This is a genomic window from Chryseobacterium wanjuense, assembly GCF_900111495.1.
Taxonomy (GTDB): domain Bacteria; phylum Bacteroidota; class Bacteroidia; order Flavobacteriales; family Weeksellaceae; genus Chryseobacterium; species Chryseobacterium wanjuense.
The window spans coordinates 541,409-558,100 of sequence record NZ_FOIU01000001.1 but is presented as its reverse complement, the minus strand read 5'-3'; the positions used below and the strand labels follow the sequence as shown (position 1 = coordinate 558,100).

General features: G+C 35.5%; 18 protein-coding genes. 8 read left to right on the top strand and 10 right to left on the bottom strand.

Annotated features, from left to right (window positions below; genetic code table 11):
* Positions 1-11: 11 nt before the first annotated feature.
* The 5 genes from BMX24_RS02550 (at position 12) to BMX24_RS02530 (ending at position 4,884) form a co-directional block, all read left to right on the top strand.
* Positions 12-449, top strand: coding sequence for a PaaI family thioesterase (locus BMX24_RS02550; RefSeq protein WP_089790511.1), 438 nt, complete (start codon positions 12-14; stop codon positions 447-449).
* A 368-nt stretch (positions 450-817) separates the two neighbouring features.
* The gene (locus BMX24_RS02545) at positions 818-1,873 is read left to right on the top strand and encodes a hypothetical protein (RefSeq protein WP_089790510.1); all 1,056 of its coding nucleotides are present in this window, start codon (positions 818-820) and stop codon (positions 1,871-1,873) included.
* A gap of 8 nt (positions 1,874-1,881) precedes the next feature.
* Positions 1,882-2,970 (top strand): RNA polymerase sigma factor, encoded by a 1,089-nt coding sequence (locus BMX24_RS02540; RefSeq protein WP_089790509.1) that lies wholly within the window; start codon positions 1,882-1,884, stop codon positions 2,968-2,970.
* 15 nt (positions 2,971-2,985) lie between these two features.
* A complete protein-coding gene (locus tag BMX24_RS02535) occupies positions 2,986-3,894 on the top strand; it encodes a hypothetical protein (protein ID WP_089790508.1) in 909 nt (302 codons plus the stop codon).
* Between the two features lie 21 nt (positions 3,895-3,915).
* Positions 3,916-4,884 carry a chorismate-binding protein gene (locus BMX24_RS02530; protein ID WP_089790507.1) on the top strand — a complete coding sequence of 323 codons (969 nt, stop codon included), beginning with the start codon at positions 3,916-3,918 and terminating at the stop codon, positions 4,882-4,884.
* Between the two features lie 179 nt (positions 4,885-5,063).
* On the opposite strand, the gene BMX24_RS02525 is transcribed toward BMX24_RS02530, so the two are convergent.
* The 10 genes from BMX24_RS02525 to BMX24_RS02480 form a co-directional block, all read right to left on the bottom strand.
* Complete coding sequence (locus BMX24_RS02525) at positions 5,064-5,258, bottom strand: hypothetical protein (protein ID WP_089790506.1); 195 nt, start codon at positions 5,256-5,258, stop codon at positions 5,064-5,066.
* 5 nt (positions 5,259-5,263) lie between these two features.
* Positions 5,264-5,866: a MarC family protein gene (locus BMX24_RS02520; protein ID WP_089790505.1), complete on the bottom strand. Its 603-nt coding sequence runs from the start codon at positions 5,864-5,866 to the stop codon at positions 5,264-5,266.
* A 44-nt stretch (positions 5,867-5,910) separates the two neighbouring features.
* A complete protein-coding gene (locus BMX24_RS02515) occupies positions 5,911-7,647 on the bottom strand; it encodes a BatD family protein (RefSeq protein WP_089790504.1) in 1,737 nt (578 codons plus the stop codon).
* Positions 7,647-8,372: a tetratricopeptide repeat protein gene (locus BMX24_RS02510; protein WP_228404640.1), complete on the bottom strand. Its 726-nt coding sequence runs from the start codon at positions 8,370-8,372 to the stop codon at positions 7,647-7,649. Before BMX24_RS02510 ends, BMX24_RS02515 begins: the two co-directional genes overlap by 1 nt.
* 120 nt (positions 8,373-8,492) lie before the next feature.
* Positions 8,493-9,500 carry a vWA domain-containing protein gene (locus BMX24_RS02505; RefSeq protein ID WP_089790502.1) on the bottom strand — a complete coding sequence of 336 codons (1,008 nt, stop codon included), beginning with the start codon at positions 9,498-9,500 and terminating at the stop codon, positions 8,493-8,495.
* Positions 9,500-10,492, bottom strand: a complete 993-nt coding sequence (locus BMX24_RS02500; RefSeq protein WP_089790501.1) for a vWA domain-containing protein — start codon at positions 10,490-10,492, stop codon at positions 9,500-9,502. Before BMX24_RS02500 ends, BMX24_RS02505 begins: the two co-directional genes overlap by 1 nt.
* A complete protein-coding gene (locus tag BMX24_RS02495; protein WP_089790500.1) occupies positions 10,485-11,381 on the bottom strand; it encodes a BatD family protein in 897 nt (298 codons plus the stop codon). The genes BMX24_RS02500 and BMX24_RS02495 overlap by 8 nt, the downstream gene beginning before the upstream one ends.
* A 78-nt stretch (positions 11,382-11,459) precedes the next feature.
* Positions 11,460-12,323 (bottom strand): DUF58 domain-containing protein, encoded by an 864-nt coding sequence (locus BMX24_RS02490; protein ID WP_089790499.1) that lies wholly within the window; start codon positions 12,321-12,323, stop codon positions 11,460-11,462.
* A 121-nt stretch (positions 12,324-12,444) separates the two neighbouring features.
* A complete protein-coding gene (locus tag BMX24_RS02485) occupies positions 12,445-12,903 on the bottom strand; it encodes a GNAT family N-acetyltransferase (RefSeq protein ID WP_089790498.1) in 459 nt (152 codons plus the stop codon).
* Positions 12,903-13,907: an AAA family ATPase gene (locus BMX24_RS02480; RefSeq protein ID WP_089790497.1), complete on the bottom strand. Its 1,005-nt coding sequence runs from the start codon at positions 13,905-13,907 to the stop codon at positions 12,903-12,905. The genes BMX24_RS02485 and BMX24_RS02480 overlap by 1 nt, the downstream gene beginning before the upstream one ends.
* A 253-nt stretch (positions 13,908-14,160) precedes the next feature.
* Here BMX24_RS02480 and BMX24_RS02475 point away from each other — a divergent pair, with 253 nt between their 5' ends.
* The 3 genes from BMX24_RS02475 (at position 14,161) to BMX24_RS02465 (ending at position 16,568) form a co-directional block, all read left to right on the top strand.
* A complete protein-coding gene (locus tag BMX24_RS02475; protein WP_089790496.1) occupies positions 14,161-14,634 on the top strand; it encodes a DinB family protein in 474 nt (157 codons plus the stop codon).
* Between the two features lie 104 nt (positions 14,635-14,738).
* Entirely contained in the window at positions 14,739-15,491 is a 753-nt protein-coding gene (gene rlmB / locus BMX24_RS02470; RefSeq protein WP_089790495.1) for a 23S rRNA (guanosine(2251)-2'-O)-methyltransferase RlmB, read from the top strand.
* A gap of 27 nt (positions 15,492-15,518) precedes the next feature.
* Entirely contained in the window at positions 15,519-16,568 is a 1,050-nt protein-coding gene (locus BMX24_RS02465) for a DUF6263 family protein (RefSeq protein WP_089790494.1), read from the top strand.
* The last annotated feature ends 124 nt before the right edge of the window (positions 16,569-16,692 follow it).

Sequence of the window (16,692 nt, the reverse complement as noted above, 5' to 3'; positions counted from 1 at the left end):
TTACTGATAGCATGTATTACACGAAAGATAAAACTAAAGAAGAAATATTAGAATTCATCAACAATTGGGGTGAAGAAACATTTGCAAAAACTCTTGATATAAAATTCATTGATATTGATCTTGAAAATGAAACTCTAACAGCCACAATGCCTGTTTTACCAAGAATTCATCAGCCTTTCGGAATCATGCACGGCGGTGCAAGCTGTGTTTTGGCAGAAACAATGGGCTCAAGCCTGTCTAATATTTTTATTGATGGTGAGAAATATTTCGGTGTCGGAACGAATATTAATTCCAATCACTTAAGAAGCAAAAAAGAGGGAATCGTAACAGCCGTTGCAAGATTTATCCGAAAAGGAAAGACTATGCATGTTTCTGAAATAGAGATCCGTGACGAGAAAGGTCAGTTGATCAATCATACGACTATGACGAATAATATTATTAATCGATAGGATTTTAATTTTATTTGAAGCTTTTTCCGCTTGGAATTTATGCTGGGCCTGTCGAAGTGCTGTATCTTTTTGGTTACGGGCTCCGCTTCGCTTCGCCCGCAACCAAAAAGGATGTCGTTTCAATCGGGGCTATGGTTTAAGTCATTCATTTAAATATTAGAAAATATTAACAAAGTTCGTCATTCCGCAGGAATTCAGGCTTGAATACTTAGATTCTATGGAATAACAACTCTGTGGAAAATCGATTTAAATCAGAAAAAAACTTCAAAAAATATCAAAAATATCAAGCTCAAAAATAATTTTGAGCTTTTTTTGTTTTTATACTGCAACCTTTTTCTTTTCTTGCATCTTATAAGAAAATATCGACCATGAAAACTTTGATTTTACCTTTCTTATTTTTATTGACACTTGTAATTTCCTGCAAAACGGATAATTTGGAAATCCTTCAGGAAAAAACCACTTCTTACGATGTTTACGTCGGCGGTGTGGATGAATATAATGCCTGCTATTGGAAAAACGGACAAAAAATTTCTTTGCCAGGAGGAGAAAATTTACAGGGAACTTATATTACTGTTGATAACAACGATGTTTATATGCTTGCCAACAATATCGCTTCGCTTGGCGGTAACAACACGATTTCCTCTTGGTACTTTTGGAAAAATGGAGTAAGGTACAATGTTGCCCAATATTTAAATGTTGCTCCAAATACAATAAATGATGACCTGAGTTTACAGCTTTGGAATAATTTTACCGTTAAGGATGGAAATATTTATTTTTCCGGAATTATAAGAAATCCCAATCCGACTTCCTCTGCAGATCTTTTTCAACTTTGCAGTTGGAAAAATGGGGCAAAAACAGTTTTAGAAAGTTTCAGCTCTTATAATTCTCAATCTGCGGGAGCAATTGGAATTTTTAATAATGACACCTATGTTGCGACACGCAAGATTAATCTTCCAACAATTTCTTCCTGGAATACAGGTTTTTATAAAAATGGAACTTATAATTTAGTAACCAACAATGTACTTCCTCGCCGATTTATTTCGGATGCCACAGGAATGTATCTTCTTTACTCCGATATCTCTGGCTCCATTTCAATTAAAAATATTGTTACCAATACCAATCTTTCTATCCCGACAAATATTGCCCAAAGCGGAATCACAGAATTAAGCTGGGATAATTCGGATAAATATTATATTGGCAGCAATTTTTATTTTAAAAACAATAATCAGGTTCAAATCTCCGATGCGAATAATTTTAATAATATCGGGCATTTTGTAGCAAAAGATCAAAATATTTATATGACGAGATACAACAGCAGTGTTGGTGGAACAGCCGTAAAATTCTATGTCAATAATGTAGAAGTAATGAGCCTTCCCAATACAGCAAGAGGTTGTTTCAACTCGATTTTTGTCGTTCCCAATTAGAAAAAGATATGAAAAAAAGCACTAGTGATATCAACTGGCAACAGATCTACGGCGACTATTCCCCAAAGCTTCTGGGGATCTGCCGAAGATACATACAAGACATCTATACGGCGGAAGATATTGTTCAGGACAGCTTTATTACGGCTATCCAGAAGAATCATCAGCTTGCCGATGAAAAGGCGCTTTTTGGCTGGCTTAAGAAAATTGTTGTCAATAATGCATTAATGCACTTGCGTAAACACAGTAAAGAGGTTTTTGTGACTACAGAACCATCAGAAATTCCAGATACCTATTCCGAGATGAACCATCCTTCTTTAGACGAAAAACATATTTTCATTTACGATTTTACGAGAGAGCAACTGCTGTCTTCCATCGACAATCTGCCGGAGCATCATAGATCGGTTTTCAATTTATTTTTCATTGAAAATTATTCTCACGCAGAGATTTCCAGCGCACTGGGAATTACTATCAATACATCAAAATCTCATTTGATGAGGGCAAAAAAATCTGTTCAGAATTTCCTGACCAGCCATTTTGTAAATCAGGACACACCAAAAAACAAAAAACTGGCACAGCTTCTCGTTATTTTCGGATTGGGAGGATTGTTGTGGGCGCAAACTTTCAGGAGCAAATTTGCAGATTTCAGCATTTCCCCTTCAAAAAAACTTGAAATCCCGGAAAATATCAGCTATATCAATTCTGCATTTTCATTAACCCCCACCGGAGCCTGGAAAAATAAAATGATCATGGGTTCTACCGTTTTGGTTATCATTGCAGGTTCAGTTGTATTGTTAAGTCCTAAAAATTCATTATTAAAAAACTCAATGAACAGTACGGAAACGACAGTAAAAAAAGAAAAAATATCCCAGAATATTCATTTAAAATCAGAGAATAGTCCTGTTAATGAAAATTTGTCTGGGCAGAATGTTGAAACCAGCAAAGCCCAGAAAACTGAGGTAATTCCAGCAGAAAAAAATACAGAAATAAAATCGAATTCAAAGAAAATCATCATTAAAGATTCCATAAAAGAAACACCACAAAAAGTAATTGTAGTAAAGAAAATTATCCAACGAGATACCGTATTTATTGAAAAATAACAATAACAGTAATTTATGTTTTTAAAAAAAATAATATTCCTTTTATCTGTCATAACCACCAGCTTTTTATTCGCTCAAAAGAAAAAGAAAGTTGACACGGTTTATGTATATGAAAAAGTTATAGTATATGAAAAAGTTATAGTATATGATACGGTTTATCTGATAAAGCCTTTAAAATTCAAACAAAATGGTTTACTATTTTCAGAATTAAAGGTGGAAGAAACAAAATTTGTCCGCAATGTCTACAAAGAAGAAATTGAAAAACAAAGGGCAATCAACAGAGCCAGAAGGCAGAAAATAAGAACTTTCGAGTACGGTTTGGAAGCCGGATCCGGATTAAAAATCAGTGATTGGGGAAAAGAGCTTTCCGGCAAGCCTCAATTTGGAGAAAATATTGGAATCTGGGCTTCAAAAAGAATCAGCAATACCGGATTATCATTGGGATTATCCGCAAATGTCTACCACTGGAACTCTTCATTTGATCTGGATGCCAACAAAGAAGATACTTATCTCAACGGTTTTTATTTTACAGACGACAATCAGCCTTTATTATTTCAAAGATTTAATAATAAACACTTCGAGTACACTTTACAGTTAAAATTATTCTATGAATGGAAAAATATTCGTCCTTTTGCAGGTTTCTTAGTCAATAAAAACATCTACAAAATGCAGTTTCTGACACCGGAAAATAATGTTTTGGATAAATTGGAAGATTTTAAAAGCAACCAAACCAACATCGGATTTTCATTGGGACTTCAGTACAGGGTGTTTAGAAAAATCCTGCTGTCACTGGATTATCAGCAATATCATATGAATAATGTTTCGTTAAAAAACAGCTCATTTGATTTTGACATCTTTAAGACTAATAATACCTTTGCAGAAAGAAAAATCAACCTCGGAATCGTTTATACAATTTCCCGATAATTTTTCGAAAATGTTTAGATCATGATGTATTTCAAATTACCTTTCGACGAAAAACTGTACTCAACAGACGAAAACTCCAACGAAAATTTTGTTAATTTCTATTCTTTTGATGGAACAACGCAAATTAATTTTAATGGAAATATCGTTGAAATAAATCCCGAAAGATTCGATCAAATAACCATTTCAAGTGAATCTCTTCCAGAAGATAACAATCATTTTTCAACTGAAACCCAAGAAGAATATTTGGAAAATCTCAGTAAAGTTATTGACGTTATTAAAAATAATCAACTTCCGAAGCTTGTTTATTCCAGAAGAAAAATTTTCACTGATTTTAATGAAATTGATGTAAAAGAGAGTTTCAAAAATCTTTGCCAGTCTTATCCGAATGCATTCAGGTATATTTTCATCAATGGGGAAACCTCATGGATGGGTGCTTTTTCGGAAGTGTTGGGAAAATTCAACAAAGAAACCCACGATTTTGAAACCATGAGTCTTGCAGGCACGCTTCCCATTTCAGAAAGCTGGTCGGAAAAAGAAATTGAAGAGCAAAAACCAGTGACAACTTATATCAAAAATATTTTAAATAATTATTCTGAAAACATTAATGAATCTAAGACTTACGATCATATTTCAGGAAATATTAAACATCTTCGAACCGATTTTAAAGCTAAAATAAAACCTGAAAATCTAGATAAAATCATTCAGGAATTGCATCCCACTCCCGCTGTTTGTGGTATCCCAAAAGAATTTTGCAAAGAAAATATCCAAAATCTGGAAAAATTTCCGCGTGAATTGTATGCCGGTTATATCAAGATTGAAACAGAAAAAACAGTACAATATTTCGTTAATCTCCGATGTTCTAAGCTTTATAAAAATGCGGTGCACTTATTCGTAGGAGGAGGAATTACAGCTCAAAGCAGTCCGGAAAAAGAGTGGATTGAAACGGAATTGAAGTCTGAAGCGGTTTTGAAAAATTTGGTTATTTCTTAACCTACTTTGCACTTACAGATGCTTCGACAGGCTTAGCTTGACATCCCTAATACCAATTGTTTATTTCAACAGCTCATTTGAAGTGATCATATAGGATAAGCTTACTATATACCAAATATTTAACAAAAAAAGAACCCTTTCAAATTGAAAGGGTTTTATATTATATATCAAAAATTGTCTTATTTCTTCGCACCGATCTGGCTCCACGTATTCATTACGAAAACGATGATCAGACCAATAACCGCCGAAGCGATAGAAAATACAAACTTCAGATTATCTTCAGATAAAACATCTGATTGCCAGTCAAGAGCATAAAGATTGATTGCTATGAAAACAATAAACAGTACCAAAAATACTTTATAAAACTTCTGCATAATTCTTAAAAATTAATATAAGTCTGCACCAATTGTGCAAAATTTGCGGTGAATAATTTAATTGAAATCGCCAAAAGGATGATTCCGAAAACTTTCTGTAAGATCGCTAATGTAGCATCGCCCATTTTCTTCTCCAGCCAGGTCGCAGATTTCAGCACCAAATATACGAAAATTGTATTGAGAATGATACCAAAAATGATATTAATATCGTGAAATTCAGCTTTTAGAGACAAAGTAGTTGTAAGTGTTCCCGCTCCTGCTACCAACGGAAAAGCAATAGGAACGATGGATGCGGCTCTTGCCTCTGCGGTTTTATTGATCTCAATTCCTAAAATCATTTCCATAGCGATAATGAAAATTACAAATGCACCGGCAATGGCGAAAGAATTTACATCAACACCGATAAATTTTAGGATTTTATTTCCTACAAAAAGAAAAACAAGCATGATCACCCCTGCCGTAATAGCAGCTCTTTCGGCATCGATTTTTCCAAATTTCTGCTGAAGACTTACTATAATAGGAATAGAACCGATGATATCAATCACGGCAAAAAGAACCATAAAACAGGTAATAATTTCTTTTATAGAAAAATCATTAAAAATTTCCATCTCTTTGTAATTAAAAATTTCGCAAAAATATGAAAATAAATTGATTATTTGCTAATCTGAGAATATAAATTAACAATTGCTTTTAAAAGCTCTTCAATTCCCTCGGAAGATTTTACCGGGGCATATTTTTCGATCTGAATTCTTTGGGCAAGATTCCTGTATTCTTCAGCAATTGCAGAACCTTTATAGCTTTCCAGGAACTTCCCGAAATCTTCTCCTGAACCCTGAAAATACTGACTTCTCACTTCAGAATCCATCTCATCCACCACTTGAAAGAATTTTTGATAATCTTCATTATCTTTAAGATTTTCCAAATAGCTGAAATAATCATTTACATCAGTTTTCAGTCTTTCCCTGATTTCATTTTCTGTTTCAGCAACAGAACCTAAAGATTTTACCGGTACGGTTTCTTTAATTAATCTGCGTTTTTTTTGCCATGTTTTAAATAAAAGATAACTGAAAAATAATCCTAGTAAAATGGCAGTATTGATTAAAAGTGCATTCCAGTGGAACTTACTTTTTTCTTTTACTTTGAATGAAGTCGTTTTTAAAACCGGCGTATTTACCGTTTCCAGGAACGTATTGGTGTATTCATTTACTTTCTCCACCGTTGTACGGGATTCCAGTACCTGTTCATGAGAAAGTGCATTTAAGGCCAATGTCTGTTGCCCCAGATCCACATATTCTTTGCTTGAAGGATCAAAAAATGCAAATTCTTCAGTTTTGATGGCAATTTCACCCGCTTTTTTAGGAATCACAACATAACTGGCTAAAATTTCCCCTTTCATTCCCGTTGTACCTACCACAACTTTTGAAGTAATTTTCGGAGCAAAAACTTCATAATCATCAGATGCGGCAATTTTTGGAAGCTCCATATCTTTCAGGTTTCCTTCTCCGCTTACTTTCACCACTATATTAATGGGTTTCTTTACCTCAGCTTTTTCTTTTGAGGCATTGTAAAGACTTACATTAAAGTTTCCAACGGCATTTTTAAAATATTCAGGAGAACCTTCCGGAAGCTTCTTTACATTGATTTTTACTTTATTGGAAACAATTTTATTCTTATTCGAATAAGAATTTACAGACGCAGAAACACCAGGAACTTCCACATATCCGGCTTCGTTGGGAAAGAGCATAAATACGGCAAGAATCTGTGATGCCATATTTCCGTAATCGGCAGGATCAATCTCAGATTTTGCAAAACTTACGGGATAAACACTTAAATTATCCTGCTCCGGAAGATGAATATTTTTCACCCTTCTGAAGTTGTCCATATTTTTAGAATAGACCTTCAAAACAGCAATTGTAGGCTGATCCTGATACACTTCACGATCTTCGATCTCCATGTTTAGATAAACATCCTTGGAAGTATTGCTGGCAACAGATTTCTTTTCGACATCTTTTACAAAAATATCAAAAGGTTCTGTTTTATAGATTTTATTATTAATTGTTATCAGAAACGAACCTACCCTTACCTTCCCTTTCTGTTTGGGTTCCAGAGCCAGTCTCGTTACAGACTGAGACACGACGGTATTGGTTTCCGGATCTACATAAGCATTGCTTACAGAACCTGTTCCGATCAGGTTAAATTTAGAAAAATCGGGTAAGCGCAACGGAGTCTGCTGATTATATTCGCTACCATTCATTTCAAGAACGATGGTAAGATTGATAACATCTTTTCCGTTATAATTTGTTTTATCCGGGGTTACAGAAAGATTTACCTGTCCGTAAGAAATTACGGAAGTAAAAATGAATAATATGTAAATAAATCTGTTCTGCATCACCAATCTTTCTCGTTGCTTTCGGGCATCGAATAAGAATTTTTATTTAAAATTCTTTTGGCGGTCTCTTTTTCTTTATCGTTTACTTTGTTGAGTATTTGATTTTCAAGATCTTTCGGCATCTTGCCTGCATTATTCTGGCTTTGGTCTGGGTTATCTCCCTGCTGACTTTTACCTTGATTTTGCTGGCCTTGTCCCTGATCTTGTTTTTGATCTTTAGGATTTCCTTTTTGATCATCATTTTGTTGTTGGTCTTTACCACCGCCTCCTTTACCCGAGTTGTTCTGCTGGTTTTTCTTTTGTTGTTTTTCTTTTTCTTTCAGTTTGGCAATTTCATAGTTTTTTCTTGTTGCCTCGCTGTAGGGATTTTGTTTAAGGGATTGTTTATAATAATCTGCCGCTTTTTCAGGCTGATTCATCTGCATATAAGTGTTTCCCAGGTTGTGAAGAGCGGCTGCCTTGTCAGGAATTGTCTGCGAAAGCTTTTGAGCTTTTTCGTACTCTGCCTTTGCCTCTTCGTATTTTTTTCTTTTATATAATGCGTTCCCTAAATTGTAGTGAGCCGCAAAATCTTTTCCGTTTGCCTTGATCGCTTCCATATATTTGGAAGACGCTCCATCATAATCTTTACCGTTGAATTTTTCGTTGCCTTCATACACCAGTGTTCTGTAGTTTTCCTGTCCGAAAACAAATCCCGAAAACATGAAAGCAGTAATAAACGACAAAAAAATGATTTTAGTATTCATCAAGTGCAAAATTATTCCTTTAAATGTTAATAAACAGGTGTTTATTTGTTAAAATTGGGTTAAAGTATTTTGTCTTAATTTGAGACAAACATTCGGATATTAAACATTGAAATCTCTTTTAGGATTAAAAATATAAATTAAAAAGAAGAAAAATATAGAAACCCCTAAAAAATATTGATAATAATGATTGGCATTTTGTGATTTTACCAGCGTTTCGGAGGCTCCCATTTTCTTGCTTAATGTATCAACAATCCTGTCGGGTGCTTCGTTGATATTATTTCCGTCGATGTATGATCCTCCTGTAGCCTGCGCCATTTTTTTCAATGCTTCGGTTTGTCTTTTTGAGATAACGGTCTGTCCGTTCATATCTGTTTTATACCCCATCAGCTGACCGAAAACGTACTCCGGAACCGGTGCTCCTTCATCTGTTCCGATTCCTACGGATGTGATTGTGATTCCTTCTTTGTTGGCTAATTTTATGGCATCATCATCATTCCCTTCATTATCTTCGCCATCACTTAGCAAAACTACTTTTCGGGCACCTTTGCTTACATTTTTAAACTTATCTGCTGCAATCTTCATTCCGTTTAAAAAATCGGTTCCCTGAATCTGCATCGAATTGGTTTCAACACCGCTGATGTAGGTTTCTGCAGAATTATAATCTGTTGTCAAAGGCATGATCGAAGTTGCCTGTCCCGCAAAAATGACAATTCCCACTTTATCGCTTTTCATCTTCTGCATCGTCTGAATCATCAGATTTTTCGCTTCCGTCAGACGGCTTGGGTTGATGTCTTCCGCATTCATCGAATTGGAGACATCGAGCATAAAGATGACATTGTTCAGTTTCTGATTCGACTTTACTTCTTCCGAACCATTTAATAAATCAATGATTGAAAAAATTAAAAATAATGTTGCTATTAAATATAAAGCCGGAAAAAATTTTGTGAAACCCGATCTTTTTTCAAACAAATGCTCATGAAACTGGCTGTCTGCAAAAACTTCTCTTTTCTTTTTTATCCATTTTAAATAACGGATCAAAAAGACAGCTAACAGCGGCAAAAGCAACAGCAATAATAAATACCAATAATTTCCTAAATACCAATCCATCAGCTTAAAATTTTATAAAGTACCCATCTCAATAATGCATCTACGAAAAGCATTCCCAAAGCAATCCAAAGGAAGATTTTAAAATATTCCTGGTAATTATACAGTTTGGAAACTTTTACGTCAGATTTTTCCAATTGGTTAATTTCATCATACACTTCCTCAAGGCTGCTGTTCGATGTTGCCCTGAAATATTTCCCGCCCGTCATTTGGGCAACTTCCTTCAGAACAGGTTCATCAATCTTCACCTCTGTTTCCGTGAAAACAAGATCTCCAAAAATATCAGTCTGCGTAGGCATCAAGGCATATCCGTTCGTTCCGATACCGATGGCATATACTTTAATATTATTATTCTTTGCCAATTCTGCAGCTATAGCAGGAGGCATCGCATTTTCAATGGTATTGACACCATCTGTCATTAAGATGATAATTTTACTTTTCGCCTTACTGTTTTTAAGGTGGTTTACGGCAACAGCAAGTCCTTCCCCGATCGCCGTTCCGGGCTGTAATTCTAATGGATTCAAGCTTTGTAATTCATCAATAACCACCTGATGATCGGAAGTTACAGGAACTTTTGTAAAGGCTTCCCCGGAATATGTTACCAAACCTATCCTGTCGTTGGGTCTTTTTTCAACGAATTTGATGGCAATATCTTTCAGGGCGGTCAAACGATCCGGTGTCAAATCTTTCGCCAACATACTCAAAGAAACGTCGACAGAAAGCATGATATCAATTCCTTTCGTATCATCCCTGTCCTGAGAAACGGTGAAAGTTCGTGGTCTTGCCATGGCAATAATCAAGGCTGAAAGAATGATGTATTTTGAGATTTTCAACAAAAACATCACAGCCTGAATACCTCCGCTGTCAGCCATATTTTTAACCGTGGGAACTTTGATTCCTTTCTTTTTCTGTCTGCTCGCATCCCTGAATAATAGCGGAATAAACAAAGCAAAAAGCAGTAAAAACCACGGACTATAAAATTCAAAATCAAACATCCTTTCTCAAGTTTTCGAATTCTAAATCTTTTGATGATCTTTTCACAAAATCCCTGATGTCTGCAAAGTCTTTTTCCATCGTCTGCTGATCTGGGAAAGTTTTGGCAAATTTTACAAGATCACCTCTCAAAAACACATCTTCCACCACTCTTTCATTTTCCTGAGAAATGGTATTATTTTTCTTCATTAAATCAATCAAATCATCCGTCAACAAAACATCTGCCGGCAAACGGTATTGTTTTGCTATAAAATTTCGTGAAATATCAATTAATTCAACATAAAAAGAACGGTAATTTCCACTTTCCACGTATTTTTTCTTTTTAAGAGAGTCTAATTCCTTTAAGGTCTGATTGGTGGCGACGACGGGTGAATCTTTGGATTTCCGTCCATACTTTACAAACATCACAATTGAAATAATCAAAGCAATGGCTGCAATCACTGCCAAAATATAAAACTTATACAGCTCCCAATAATCTGTCGCTTCAAGTTTTACATTTTTATTATTCATGATATCCTTGATCTGATCTGTCTTTTGAGCTGTATTGATCACATCGATTTCATAAGGAATAGTTTTTAAAACCTTCTCTCCCACTTTGAATTCCAGTTCCGGAATGGTGAATTTGCCTTCCTCAAAAACCGCAAACTCGATTCTTCTGTAATAAATATCAGGATTTTGCGAAATACTGTCTTTCACTTCTTCAAAATGAAAAGGCAATAATTCGTTCTCGGGAGCCGCGGAAACCTTCTCGTTTTTCAGATTATTAATCGTAATTACAATATGATTCACTTCTCCCAAAGCAATGGTCTTCTTCTCAACACTGGAAGAAAGGATCTGTGAAAAGGCATTCGCACAGATTAAAAAACAAAATATAAATAATAGTTTTTTCAATTTTAAATAATAAGTTTTGGCTAAAGCCTAATGTTTATATCTAATTTTAAAATGGGCTAAAACCCATTCCTATTGATGTTATTTTTTCTGAAAATAATTATACAATAATTTCGAATAGTCCGCACCGGTATTGATATTCATAAAACTTGCCGAACTATTGGCAAAATCCTCTTCCAAAGTCCTTAATTTTTGCTTCTGAGCTTCAGCAAAAGTATATCTCCATCTTGCACTGGAAGTATTTGCCCAAACCTGTTTTCCTGTTTCCGCATCATACAGCAGGGTATATCCAACGTCCGGAATTTCATTATCCTTTTCATCATAAATCCTCATTCCCAGCAGCTGATGCTTTTTGGAAGCTACCCTCAGCATTTTAGAGTCATATTGATCTTCAAAATCCGAGAATAAGAAAACCAGTGATTTTCTTTTAAAAATCCCCATCATATATTCCAGCGCTTTATCCAGTTTCGACTCTGCAGGAACATAATCTGCCGTCAGAATATTACTGATAATCGAAAGAATATGTTTTCTTCCTTTTTGTGGCGGAATCACTTTATATACTTTATCTGCAAACAAAATCAGTCCCACCTTATCATTATTTCCCGCCGCCGAAAAACCTAAACTGGCTGCAATTTCTGCCACATATTCCCTTTTCAGCTGGGTTTTTGTACCGTAATCCATCGATGCGGAAATATCTACCACCAACATCATCGTGAGTTCCCTTTCCTCTTCCATTACCTTCACGAATGGTTCACGGAAACGCGCTGTCTTGTTCCAGTCAATCCTTCGGATTTCATCCCCGAACTGATAGGGGCGAACCTCAGAGAAAGTCATTCCCTGTCCCTTAAAAGCGCTGTGATATTGCCCCATCAAAGTAGCTTCCGTCTTCTTACGAGTACGGATTTCTATTTGTTTGACTTTTTTTACAATATCTTTTATCTGCATACAATTAGTTTAAAGTTTATGGTTTTATGTTCAGAGTTTTTAGCCTAAAACTGTTTAATTTATGTTCAAGTTTTTTAAAATTGATTTAATTACATTCAAAAAAACATTAAACCCAAAAACATTAAACATTGAACTCTATGGAAACATTAAACCATTCATCATCAAATTTCGGATTGTATTTTTTGTAGAAATTAATGGCCGGCTCGTTCCAGTTTAACACCTGAAAAACCATTCCGCTGTACAGATTTGATTTTCCGTGTTCCAACGTGGCTTCAAATAATTTCTTTCCGATTTGCTTTCCTCTTAATTTTTCTGTTACGACCAGATCTTCAAGATACAACCTTCTTCCCTTCCATGTTGAATATCTGTCGTAATACAAGGAAATTCCAACAATTTCTTCTTCAAATTCAGCAACAAAAGCACCCCAAACAGGTGATTTTCCAAATCCGTCTTCCGTAAACTGCTCTAAAGTTAAAGTAACTTCATGCAAAGCCTTTTCATAATCGGCCAATTCTTTAATTAACTCCAACATCGGAGCACAATCTTCCTGAACTGCCCTTCTGATCACAACTTCACTCATTACGGAGCCTGGATTTTCGCTAAAATTCTATTGATAATTTCTTCTGATGAAATTTCTTCTGCTTCTGCCTCGAAAGTTAAGCCAATTCTATGTCTCAACACATCTTTTGCCAATGCTTTTACATCTTCAGGAATTACAAATGCTCTTCCTCTCAGGAATGCATACGCTCTGGATGCAATTGCAAGGTTGATGGATGCTCTCGGAGAAGCCCCGAAACTGATATAATTTTTAAGCTCAGAAAGACCATAATTTTCAGGATAACGGGTAGCAAAAACCATATCCAGAATATATTTTTCGATCTTTTCGTCCAGATAAATCTGATTAATCAGCTTTTTAGCTTCCACAATATGATCAAGAGTGACAACAGGCTTAATGACAGGCTGATGCGAAGTAGAAACCATTTTCATGATCGTTCTTTCATCTTCAAAATCCGGGTAATCTATGGTACATTTCAGCATAAAACGGTCGCTTTGAGCTTCCGGTAAAAGATAAGTACCTTCCTGATCGATCGGGTTTTGCGTTGCCAAAACCAGGAAAGGTTTCGGAAGCATCATGGTTTCATCTCCGATGGTCACCTGCTTTTCCTGCATCACTTCCAAGAGAGCCGACTGTACCTTTGCCGGTGCACGGTTGATCTCATCCGCAAGCACGAAATTCGCAAAAACAGGACCTTTTTTTATGGAAAAATCATTGTCTTTTATATTGTAAATCATCGTTCCCACCACATCTGCAGGAAGCAGATCGGGAGTAAACTGGATTCTCGAAAATTCTCCGTGAACAGCTTCTGCCAATGTCTTTATGGCCAGCGTTTTTGCCAGACCGGGAACCCCTTCCAGAAGCACGTGCCCATTCCCCAAAAGACCGATCAACAGACGGTCTATCATATATTCCTGTCCTATAATAACTTTATTGATTTCCTGTCTCAGAAGAGAAAAAAAGTAGTTTGCTTCTTTTACCTGTTCCGTTAATTGACGAATATCTTCCGCCTGATTTATTTCTGACATATCTTAGTTTAAAATAATTGGTAAATTTCTAATAAATACTTGCATGAATCAACACAATTAATGCCATATTTGAGTTAAAGTTTGTTAAATATTCCAGCATTAATGCGAGATTGAAAAATAGTGGAAACCTTAAAACTCAACAACATTATTTCTTTTTTTCATAAAAATATATAAAATTTGCTTTAATAGCGCATTCAAAAATTGTCATTTCCAGTTTATTAAACTATTTTTGGTGATTAAAAAAAATTGCAAAATGAATTATCATTTTCAAGCTCACAGACAAGTAAGAAAGAACCTTTTGACCGTTTTACAAAACACTTCCCACGAAGATCTTTTGTTCATTCCGGATGGTTTTAATAATAATATTTACTGGAATATTGCACACACGGTTGCTACCCAGCAGCTTCTGCATTATTATCTGAGCGGAAACCCTTTCAGAATTGATAAATATTGGATTGAAACATACAAAAAAGGCACTCTTCCAAACTTGAATGTCCAAAAATCTGAAGTTGAAGATCTGGAATTTTTATTGACCGAAACTTCAAAGATTTTAATGAAAGATTACGACAGCGACTTCTTTTCAGATTACACCCCTTACACCACAAGTTTCGGAATGGATCTGAAAAGCATTCAGGATGCCATCATCTTCAACAATATGCATGAAAGCCTGCATTACGGCTATGTAATGTCGCAGAAAAGAGCAATTTTAGGGGAAAAAGGAAGATAGTTAAAGTGAATTTTGCTGCGCAAGTCAATTGTCAAATGTGAATTTTAAAATTTGACTTACAAAGTAAAATTGACCATTGACATTTCACTATTTAAAATATCAAAATGACAGATAAAAAAGACGATTTTATTTTCGGGCTGCGTCCCGTGATTGAAGCAATTGAAGCGGGAAAAACGATTGACAAGATCTTTGTGCAGAATGCACTGCAAGGTCCTATTTATGCTGAACTGAAAACAATTTTAGCTAAAAATAAAATCCGTCCCAATTACGTTCCGGTTGAGAAATTGAACCGTTTTACAAGAAAAAATCATCAGGGTGTTGTAGCATTTATTTCGGATGTTCCGTTTCATAGAGTGGAAGATATTGTTCCTCAATTATTTGAAGAGGGAAAAACTCCATTTCTATTGATTCTGGACCGATTGACAGATGTGAGAAATTTCGGAGCCATCTGCAGAACTGCGGAATGCGTGGGAATTGATGCTGTCATTATCCCGGAAAAAGGAGCTGCACCTATTAATTCCGATGCTATAAAAACCTCAGCAGGAGCCATTTACAATATTAAAATATGTAAAGAACCGAATCTGGCTCACGTTGTAGATTTTCTTCAGCAAAGCGGGATTTCTGTGTATTCGGCAAGCGAAAAGGCAGATAAAATGATCTACGACATCAATTTTACGGAACCTTGCGCAGTGGTAATGGGCAATGAAGAAACCGGTATTTCTAAAGAAGTTCTGCATCATTCAGACGAAAAAATAAAACTTCCTATTGAAGGGAAAACACAATCATTAAATGTTTCTGTAGCTTGTGGCGCAATTTTATATGAAGCTGTAAGACAGAAAATTATGAAAATCAATTAATTTCGATAACATTAAAAATTTAAACAAATGAAAAACATAGCAGCATTAGTGCTAATATCCTCCATAGCTCTTGTTTCTTGTAAAAAAGAAACTACAAAAGTAACGAAATTTGATCCTAAAACAGGTAAAACAATCACGGTAGAAGTTCCTGCGGATTCTGTGGCAAAAGTGGCAGAAAACCCTGCTATTAAAGATTCTGCCGGAGTTTATACTCAGACTTTCAAATTGGAAAAAGGAAAAACATATCCTTTAACAACGTATCAGAGAGATACAAAAACAATGACCGATCCACAGGGAAAAACCCTTAACGGAACAAGCGAATCTACGGACGAAATGTCTTTCACCGTAAATGATATTAAAGGAAATATTTATGATATCACTTTAAATTTAATTGCTAAAAGAAATTCTCAGTCGGCAGACGGAAAAACAATCGTAGTGGATACAAAACTGCCAATTCCGAAAGAAGATGACCTGAAAATGATCTGGAATATCAACAGAGCGCTTACCGGAAATAAACTGAACATGAAGATGGATACAAAAGGGAATGTAATTTCAATTACAGGTTTTGATCCGATCTACACTAAAGTTTCGAATGCAGTGGGGACGATCGTGAAAGACGCCAACCAAAAAGCAAGTGTTGTAGCGAGTCTTAAAGAATCTTTCAATGAAAAAGTTTTGAAAGACCAGTTCAATAAAAATTTAACCATTATTCCTAAAAAAGGAGTAAAAATCGGAGAAAAATGGACAAGCAGTGAAAATGCTGATCCAAATGGAAAAATTAAAGTAACCTCAAACTATATTTTAAAGAGCGTAGGAAACGGTATCGCAGAAATTTCCGTAACCGGAGGAATTCCTAAAAAAACCGAAAAGCAGGCTCAGGGAGCGATCACACACAGCCTTAGCAGTGAATTGGCGCAGAACGGAACCATTAAGTTTGACCAAAATACAGGATGGATCACTAACCAGAACATCAAAGTGGTAACTACACAGATTGAAACGATCTCAGACGGAAAACAGTCTCAGTCTATGAAAAGTGTTTCTAATTCTTCTGTAATGGTAAATCCTTCGGCGAAGTAAGGAGTGAGAGGGTTTTTGGGGTTGGAGTATTTGAGGGTTGGAGAATTGGAGTATGGAGGAGTTTTAAAGTCTAATTTTCAAAGCTTTAACTTAAATATTAAACCCTAAACTTTAAACAATTTAT